Genomic DNA, 7840 nt, shown 5'->3' with positions numbered 1-7840 from the left:
CCCAGTCGTCGGGGCTGCGGTACCGCTCCCTGACTGCCGCGAGGAGCGACTCGACCGGATCCTCGATCGTGCGATCCTCTGCGGGCTGCGGAGCGCCTGGGCCCTCGGAGTTCTGCGAGTGCGGCGGTTGTCCTGCGGCGTTCATGCCTGCACCTGCTGCGTCGTGTTCAGCCGGTTGCATTCGGCAGCCGCAGCGGTCAGCGCGACAGCGAGCGCGGCACCGTCGGCGCTGGTGAGGTGGTTGTCCTCGACGGCGATGTCGAGTCGCCACTCGTGCTCGAAGAACTCATCGAGTGTGACGCTCACACGCCACTTCTCGCCCGTGAGCTCGAGGCCGTGGTGGAGGAACCAGGGCTCGAGGCGGTCGACTGCTCGGTGCATCTGGCCGTGCTCGATGCAGGCAGGCTCCTGGCAGAGGACGAGCAGCTCGTCGTCCTCGGTGACAGCGGAGTGCGTAGCGGCTATGGTCGGAACGGACATGATCTTCTCCTCATCGTTGGGGTGATTGCTGTTCTTGCCCCGGGCCTGGCCGCCTGGGGCTTTCTCGTGGAGCGCGCGGGTGAACCGCCGCGCGGGGCGCGTCATCTCGTCAGCGGGACGCACGCGCGCGGTCAGGACGCCTGCGCGAACGCCGCGTCGATCCATGCCTGGAGGTCGGACTCGCGGGTCACGCGTCGCCCGCCTACTACTGCTGTCTTCGCGAACGTGCCCTGGTGGATCAGCCAGCGGACGGAGGCCTCGGTCCGTCCGATCCGGTCGGCGGCCTCCCTCACCGTCAGAAGTCGGCTCGAGGGGGCTCGCTCGATGTTCTCGGTCATGTGATTCCTTCCCTGTGTTCGGAGTGAACACGGGCGAGCATAATGCTGGAATGTGTTGAGAGTCAATGCGGTCCGCGTGGCATAGTTGTCGTCATGCAGGCCGACGAGAATTTCAGCGCACAGGTCGATCGGTCCGTCGCGCGCAACGTGAAACGCGCCCGCGAGCGCGCCGGGCTCTCGCAGGCCGACGTCGCGAGGCTTATGACTGAAGCTGGCGTCGCTGGGATCCACCAGACGACGATCGCGAGGATTGAGGGCGAGCAGCGGACTCTGCGACTTGCGGAGGCGCTAGTGCTTGCTCGGATCCTGGAGTACCGGGTTGAGGACCTGGTCGAATCGACGGAGACCGCGCGCCTGCAGGAGAGTCGCCGGTATCTCCAGGAGGGCGTCGAGCAAGCGCGGACAGCAGTAAGTGAGCTCCTGCACCGCAAGCTGCTGGTCGCAGGTGAGCTTGACCGGGAGTACCCGTGGAGCAGATCCGACGAAACCTTCTCAGGCGAGTACCTCCGAGTGAACCCGTCCAAGTACGACATGCTCGACGAGCTGCTGTCGCTGAACTCTGACCCGGCCTCGCTCGTCAGGGACGCCTACGAGACTCTCCGTCAGCACCTCGCCGTCACTGCCGAGCCGTTCGTCGCGTCGCGCCTCCTCGACCTTCTCGAGGAGGCGATCGAGAATGGCTGGCACGGCCTGAACGTGACAGATCGGTCCGAAGCAAGCGACTCCGATTTCCGCGCTGCAACAGCGAAATTTGAGAGGAGCTGACGCGTGGCGAGCGTTGCGAAGCGCCCTGACGGAACCTGGCGGGCGCGGTACCGGGACGCCGAAGGCAAAGAGCACGCCCGGCACTTCGCGCTCAAGCGCGATGGCGAGGCCTGGCTCGTCGACGAGCAGGGGAAGATGCGTCAAGGCAACTGGATCGACCCGCAGACCGCCCGCATGACCGTGGGGGAGTGGTGCGATCGCTGGCTAGCCGGCTACGCAACGAAGCGCCCGTCGACAGTCCGCCAGGCGCGGACGCATCTGAGGCACATTCGCGCGGCTTTCGGCTCGCGACCACTGGCGAGCGTCCGCCCCTCCGAGGTGAAGATGTGGACCGCTCAGCTGAAGGAGCAGGGACTCGCGGACTCGACCGTCTACGCGCTGCACGCGCGACTGTCGCACTTGTTCTCGGACGCCGTGCACGACGGACTCGTCCCGCGCTCCCCGGTCTCGAGGCGGACGTCTCCCGGCGCAGGGAAGCAGCGGCCTTACGTGGCGACGACGGAACAGATCTGGGCGCTCTACGACGCGATGCCGGAGGGGATGAAGCCGGTCATCCTGCTCGGCGCGTTCGCGGGCCTGCGGGTCGCCGAGATCGCCGCGCTGCGGACCGTCGACGTCGACTTCATGCGCGGCATCATCACGCCGGCAATCCAGTACCCGGCCGAGCCGCTCAAGACGGAGATGTCTCGGACCCCGATCCCGATCCCGACGGAGCTCGCGCTCGAGCTGAACCGGGTTCCGGCCAAGTGGGGGAGCAGCACCCTCGTCGTCGGCGCCTACGGCCGCCCGGTCGCGCCGTACACAATCGAGACGCAGTTCCGAGCCGCGCGCGACACGATCGACGGCCTGCCCGAGGGCTTCCGGATTCACGACTGCCGCCACTACTTCGCGTCGCTGCTCATCGCCTCGGGCCTAGATGTCAAGGTCGTGCAGACCCGCCTGCGGCACTCGTCGGCGAAGACGACGCTCGACACGTACGGGCACATGTGGCCGGACAAAGACGAGTCCGCACGAGCGGCCGTTGCACAGGTGCTGGCCGCTCGTGCGGACTCGTTGCGGACTGACTCCGCTACTTCCGCGGGATCTAGCTAGACCCCGTAGTACAGCTCGAACTCGAACGGGTGAGGACGCTGCGCGAGGGGCTTGATCTCCTTCTCGCGCTTGTACTCGATCCAGGTGTCGATGAGCTCCTGAGTGAACACGCCGCCCTGGAGGAGGAAGTCGTGGTCGGCCTCGAGGGCGTCGAGAGCCTCGCCCAGGGTCGCGGGGACCTGCGGGATGAGCTTCGCCTCCTCGGGGGGCAGCTCGTAGAGGTCCTTGTCGACCGGCTCGTGCGGCTCGATGCGGTTCTTGATGCCGTCGAGACCCGCCATCAGCTGCGCGGCGAACGCGAGGTACGGGTTGCCGGAGGCGTCGGGCGCACGGAACTCGATGCGCTTGGCCTTCGGGTTCGTGCCGGTGATCGGGATGCGGATGGACGCGGAGCGGTTGCCGGCCGAGTAGACCAGGTTGACCGGCGCCTCGAAGCCCGGGATCAGGCGGTGGTACGAGTTGACCGTCGGGTTCGTGAACGCGAGGACGGCGGGGGCGTGCTTGAGCAGGCCGCCGATGTACCAGCGCGCGAGGTCCGAGAGACCGCCGTAGCCGTTCTCGTCGTAGAAGAGCGGCGTGCCGTCGTTCCACAGCGACTGGTGGGTGTGCATGCCCGAGCCGTTGTCGCCGAAGAGCGGCTTCGGCATGAACGTGGCGGTCTTGCCCCACTGCTCGGCCGTGTTCTTGACGATGTACTTGAACTTCAGGATGTCGTCCGCCGCGTGGACCATCGTGTCGAAGCGGTAGTTGATCTCGGCCTGGCCGCCGGTGCCCACCTCGTGGTGCGAGCGCTCGAGGATGAGGCCGGCGTCGATCAGCTTGAGGCAGATGTCGTCGCGGAGGTCGGCCTGCTTGTCGACGGGGCTCACCGGGAAGTAGCCGCCCTTGTAGGGCGTCTTGTTGCCGAGGTTGCCGCCCTCCTCGACGCGTCCCGAGTTCCAGGCGCCCTCGACCGAGTCGACGGAGTGGAACGCGGAGTTCTGCGTGATCTCGTAGCGGACGTCGTCGAAGATGTAGAACTCCGCCTCGGGGGCGAAGAACGCGGTGTCGGCGATGCCGGTCGACGCGAGGTACTTCTCGGCCTTCTTCGCGACCTGACGCGGGTCCTTGGAGTAGATCTCGCCGTTGCGCGGGTTGTAGATGTCGAAGACGAGGATCAGCGTGCGCTCGACGCGGAACGGGTCCACGTAGGCGGTGGTCACGTCAGGGATCAGCTGCATGTCCGATTCGTGGATGTTCGCGAATCCGCGGATCGAGGACCCGTCGAAGAGCTGACCAACGGAGAAGAACTCCTCATCGACAGTCGAGGCGGGGATGTTGAAGTGCTGCTGGACACCGGGGAGATCGGTGAACCGGATGTCGAGGAACTTGACGTCCGTGTCCTTGATGAACGAGAGCACCTCGGAAGAATCTTTAAACATGCAAAGGTCTCCAATGGCGTAACGGGGTGCTGCAGAGCGCAGCCGTTCCAGAGTAGTGACGGGGGGTTTCCCCACCGTGTCCCTGTTGTTTCCGACATGTTACGGGGCCCGTCCGGGGTCGGGCTCCACGTCGTCTGCCGGACCACCCGCTCCTCGGTCCGCTCCGAGACGCCGCGGATAGGATCGGAGGATGCCAGCCGCCGACCGCAGGACCTTCGCCGACGCCGCCCCGAGCTCGTACCCGGGGGAGCGTCTCGGCCTCCCCCGAGAGGGCCGCCTCTCGGTCGGACGGTCCGGCCGCCGCATCGCCGCCCTGGCCGTCGACTTCGCCGTCGCCGCTCTGCTGTCGCTCGCGTTCTTCGACTACGACCGCTGGGCGAGCCTGCTGCTGTTCGTCCTGCTGCAGGTCGTCTTCATCCCCACCATCGGCGGCAGCATCGGGCACCGCCTGCTCGGGATGCGCGTCATCCGTCTCGGCGGGGGCTGGGTCGGCGTGTGGCGCCCGATCGTGCGCTCTGTGCTGCTGGCCGTGCTGGTGCCGGCGCTCGTCTGGGACTCGGACCAGCGCGGCTTCCACGACAAGGTGGCCGGGACGGTTCTCGCTCGCTACTGACGTGCCGCAGACGAAGCAGGCCGGCCGGGAGAGATCCCGACCGGCCTGTCGCGTCGTGCGTCAGCGCGATCGCTGAGGGCGCACCTTGAAGGGGTCGACGCCCTTCGGGATGGGCAGCGACGTGTTGAGCGAGGAGAGCCGGTTCTTCACCGCGAGGACCTCGGCCTTGGTGAGGACCTTCTTCGTCTTCGAGAGGCGGCTCGGCACCTTGTGCAGCGGAGTCGCATCGGCGTCGGAGCCGACGTGCACGAAGGTGACGGGGACGTTCGGCAGGATCCGCGACACCTTGCGCCGCTCGTCCTCGAGCATGCGCTTGGTCCGGGAGGCGGGGCCCTCCGCGATCAGCACGACGCCTCCGCGGCCGACGGCGCGGTAGACGGCGTCCTGGGTCTTGCCGTTGACGGCGACGGGCATCTCGCCGCCGGTCCAGGTGCCGCGCAGTCCGCTGCGCAGGACGGCGCCGACCGCGCCGGGCTGCCCGGCGATCTGCCCGTAGGCGGCGCGCTCGGCGCGGCGCGAGAGCACGGCGAGTCCGGCGACCAGGCCGGCCATCACGCCCACGATGATCCACAGCGCGATCACGAAGCCGTTGCCGTTGCCGAGCAGGATGCCGAGGAGCACGCCGAGCAGGATCGGGAGCAGGAGCGCGAGGAGGATGATCCAGACGGCGCTGCTGTCGTAGCGGCGGGTCATCTGGAACACCTGCCACATCTGCTTGAGACGTCCGGGTTCCTTGACCGCCTTCGTCGACGGTTCCGTGCTGCGTGCCATGACGTCAAGGATACCGAGCGGGAGCGCGGCGGCGGACCCCGGACGCGGATCCGACTCCTCCACAGAGGGCACGTGCGCCGATTCCTCCACCGATCGGGATCGGCGGGCGTCCTCCGCCTCGGCCTGCGGTCAAGCTCGCCTCATGACGAGCAGCGGGACGGTCCAGGGCCGGAGGATCGGCGGAGCGCGGACGGGGAGGCGGTGGACGCCTGCGCCGGACGCCGCACCGTCGGCCGAGCGGACGATGCGGCCGCGGGAGGCCGAGGCGCTGCAGGCGTCGCCGGTGGCTCGGCTCGCCGAGCACCGCCACCGCGAGAGCATCGTCCGGGTGGAGTCGTCTCCGAGGAGGTGCATCGTGTCGACCGCCCCTCCCGTCGTCGCCACGCTCGAGAGGTTCCTGCGGGTCGAGCGGGGGATCGGACTCGGCGCCGCGGTCACCCTCCTCGCCCCCGTGGTGGGCGCGGTCCGCTCGGCCGCGCTCGAGGGAGCATGGCTGGCTCCGACGACGGACGACATCGGCTTGACGGAGAAGGGTCGGCCCCTGCTGCTGCTGACGACGCCCGCCGTCGACACCCCGCGTGCGGCGCGCGACGCGCTGCAGCGGGTCCTGGAGCGCCTCGGGATGCTCTGCCCGGAGCTGCCGGTCGCCGCCCTCGCGCGGCACCGCGACCTGCTGGCGCTGGAGGGCAACCTCTACGGACTCGCGGATCCGCAGGGGATGGGCGAAGCGGTGCGGGCGCTGCCGACGTCCGGCGCGGATGCACGGGGTCGGGAGGCGGTGCCGGCTCCGACTGCCCGGCACCGGCGGGTCCATCCGCTCGACGGCTGGCAGGACCGCCTCCGGGCGTTCGTCGTCCGGCGTCGGGGACCGCTCTCGGTCGGGACGGCGATCGTGCTGGGAGCGGTGCTCGCCGGTTCGCTCGCGGGCGGGCCCGATCGGCAGGTGCAGGATGCGGAGGCGTCGACCGCAGCCGCGCCCGTTCCGGCTCGGTCGGCTCCGCCGGCGGTGGCGACCGCGGCACCGCCGGCTCCGGTCGCGGCGACCTCACTCGACGCCGAGCAGGCGGCGGAGGTGCTGATCGACGCGGTTCGCGCGTGCGGGGACCGGGGGTGCGCCCGCGGTCTGGTCACGGCGGACTCGCCGCTCGGCGACGCAGCGGACGGCCCCGCCTCCGCTGTCCCGGCGACGGGGGAGGCGTCGGCCGTCCTCGTCGACGTGAACGGGGCATCGGCGGTCGTGCACCTCCGGACGGCCCCGGGGACGACAGCGGCCTCCGTCCTGATCATCAGGACGGAGGCCGGCTGGCTCATCCGCGACGTCTACACCGGAGCGGCCTCGTGAGAGGCGCGCTCAGGGGGAGCGTGTCAGATGCCGAGGTCGTTCTCGAACGAGCCCTCCTCGAGGCGCTCCTTGATCGCGACCAGGAAGCGCGCCGCGTCGGCTCCATCGACCGTGCGGTGGTCGTACGAGAGCGCGAGGAAGACGGTCGAGCGGATCGCGATGGCGTCAGCACCGTCCACCTGCACGACGGCCGGCTTCTTGGTGACGATGCCGGTGCCGAGGATCGCGGTCTGCGGCAGGAACACGACGGGAGTGTCGAACAGGGCCCCGCGCGAACCGGTGTTGGTCAGCGTGAAGGTGCCGCCGGCGAGCTCGTCGGGCTTCAGCTTGTTGTTGCGGGTGCGCTCGGCCAGGTCTCCGATGGTGGAGGCGATCTGCGCGAGGTTCAGCTCGGACGCGTTCTTGAGGACCGGGGTCAGCAGGCCGCGCTCGGTGTCGACGGCGATGCTGATGTTCTCGTGGTCCGGGTAGACGATCGACTCGCCGTCGAGGGTCGAGTTGATCACCGGGTAGGCCTTGAGCGCCTCGGCCGCCGCGAGGGCGAAGAACGGGAGGAAGGACAGCTTGGCGCCGGTCTTCTCCTGGAAGCTCTTCTTGACCGAGTCGCGGAAGCGGGCGACCGCCGTGACGTCGACCTCGATGACCGAGGTGAGCTGGGCGCTCGTCTGCATCGACTCGACGGCGCGCTGCGCGAGGACCTTGCGCAGGCGCGACATCGGCTGCGTGGTGCCGCGGAGGGGCGAGGTCTCGAGCGGGGTGCGCGCGGCCTTGGCGGCTGCGGCGGCGGGCGCCGAGACCGGGGCGGCCGGAGCCGACTTGGCGGCCTCGACCGCGTCGAGGACGTCCTGCTTGCGGATGCGGCCGCCGACTCCGGTTCCCGTGAGGGTGGAGAGGTCGATGCCGTTCTCGCCGGCGAGCTTGCGCACGAGCGGGGTGACGTAGCCGGGGTTGGAGTCGGTGGGCTCCGGGGAGGCGGCGGGCGCGGCGGCAGCGGGGGCCGGCGCGCCCGCCGCCTCCC

The 7840-nt window shown here is 69.4% G+C and carries 9 protein-coding genes; 4 read left to right on the top strand and 5 right to left on the bottom strand.

Translation table 11 applies throughout. The features are described from left to right. Window positions 1-141 precede the first annotated feature (141 nt). Window positions 142-480: a hypothetical protein gene (locus tag C5B95_RS16910; RefSeq protein ID WP_104349689.1), complete on the bottom strand. Its 339-nt coding sequence runs from the start codon at window positions 478-480 to the stop codon at window positions 142-144. Window positions 481-611: 131 nt separating this feature from the next. Further along, complete coding sequence (locus C5B95_RS16905; RefSeq protein ID WP_104349688.1) at window positions 612-818, bottom strand: AlpA family transcriptional regulator; 207 nt, start codon at window positions 816-818, stop codon at window positions 612-614. A gap of 93 nt (window positions 819-911) precedes the next feature. On the opposite strand from C5B95_RS16905, the gene C5B95_RS16900 reads away from it, so the two are divergent. Further along, window positions 912-1583 (top strand): helix-turn-helix transcriptional regulator, encoded by a 672-nt coding sequence (locus tag C5B95_RS16900; protein WP_181068122.1) that lies wholly within the window; start codon window positions 912-914, stop codon window positions 1581-1583. A 324-nt stretch (window positions 1584-1907) separates the two neighbouring features. Further along, a complete protein-coding gene (locus tag C5B95_RS16895; RefSeq protein ID WP_258060067.1) occupies window positions 1908-2675 on the top strand; it encodes a site-specific integrase in 768 nt (255 codons plus the stop codon). On the opposite strand, the gene glnA is transcribed toward C5B95_RS16895, so the two are convergent. Beyond that, window positions 2672-4096 (bottom strand): type I glutamate--ammonia ligase, encoded by a 1425-nt coding sequence (gene glnA, locus C5B95_RS16890; RefSeq protein ID WP_104223668.1) that lies wholly within the window; start codon window positions 4094-4096, stop codon window positions 2672-2674. The genes C5B95_RS16895 and glnA overlap by 4 nt on opposite strands. Before the next feature lie 190 nt (window positions 4097-4286). Between glnA and C5B95_RS16885 the strand changes: the two genes are divergently transcribed. Continuing rightward, entirely contained in the window at window positions 4287-4709 is a 423-nt protein-coding gene (locus C5B95_RS16885; protein ID WP_104349686.1) for an RDD family protein, read from the top strand. Window positions 4710-4769: 60 nt separating this feature from the next. On the opposite strand, the gene C5B95_RS16880 is transcribed toward C5B95_RS16885, so the two are convergent. Next, the gene (locus C5B95_RS16880) at window positions 4770-5480 is read right to left on the bottom strand and encodes a DUF4191 domain-containing protein (protein WP_104223728.1); all 711 of its coding nucleotides are present in this window, start codon (window positions 5478-5480) and stop codon (window positions 4770-4772) included. 355 nt (window positions 5481-5835) lie between these two features. Between C5B95_RS16880 and C5B95_RS16870 the strand changes: the two genes are divergently transcribed. Then, on the top strand, window positions 5836-6822 hold the full coding sequence (locus C5B95_RS16870; RefSeq protein WP_104349685.1) for a hypothetical protein: 987 nt from the start codon (window positions 5836-5838) through the stop codon (window positions 6820-6822). Window positions 6823-6845: 23 nt separating this feature from the next. On the opposite strand, the gene sucB is transcribed toward C5B95_RS16870, so the two are convergent. Next, window positions 6846-7840: 2-oxoglutarate dehydrogenase, E2 component, dihydrolipoamide succinyltransferase (gene sucB / locus C5B95_RS16865; RefSeq protein WP_104349684.1), on the bottom strand; the 995-nt coding region annotated here is incomplete at its 5' end.

This window comes from Rathayibacter sp. AY1A7, assembly GCF_002930845.1.
Lineage (GTDB): Bacteria > Actinomycetota > Actinomycetes > Actinomycetales > Microbacteriaceae > Rathayibacter.
This window is presented reverse-complemented; position numbering and strand designations above follow the sequence as displayed.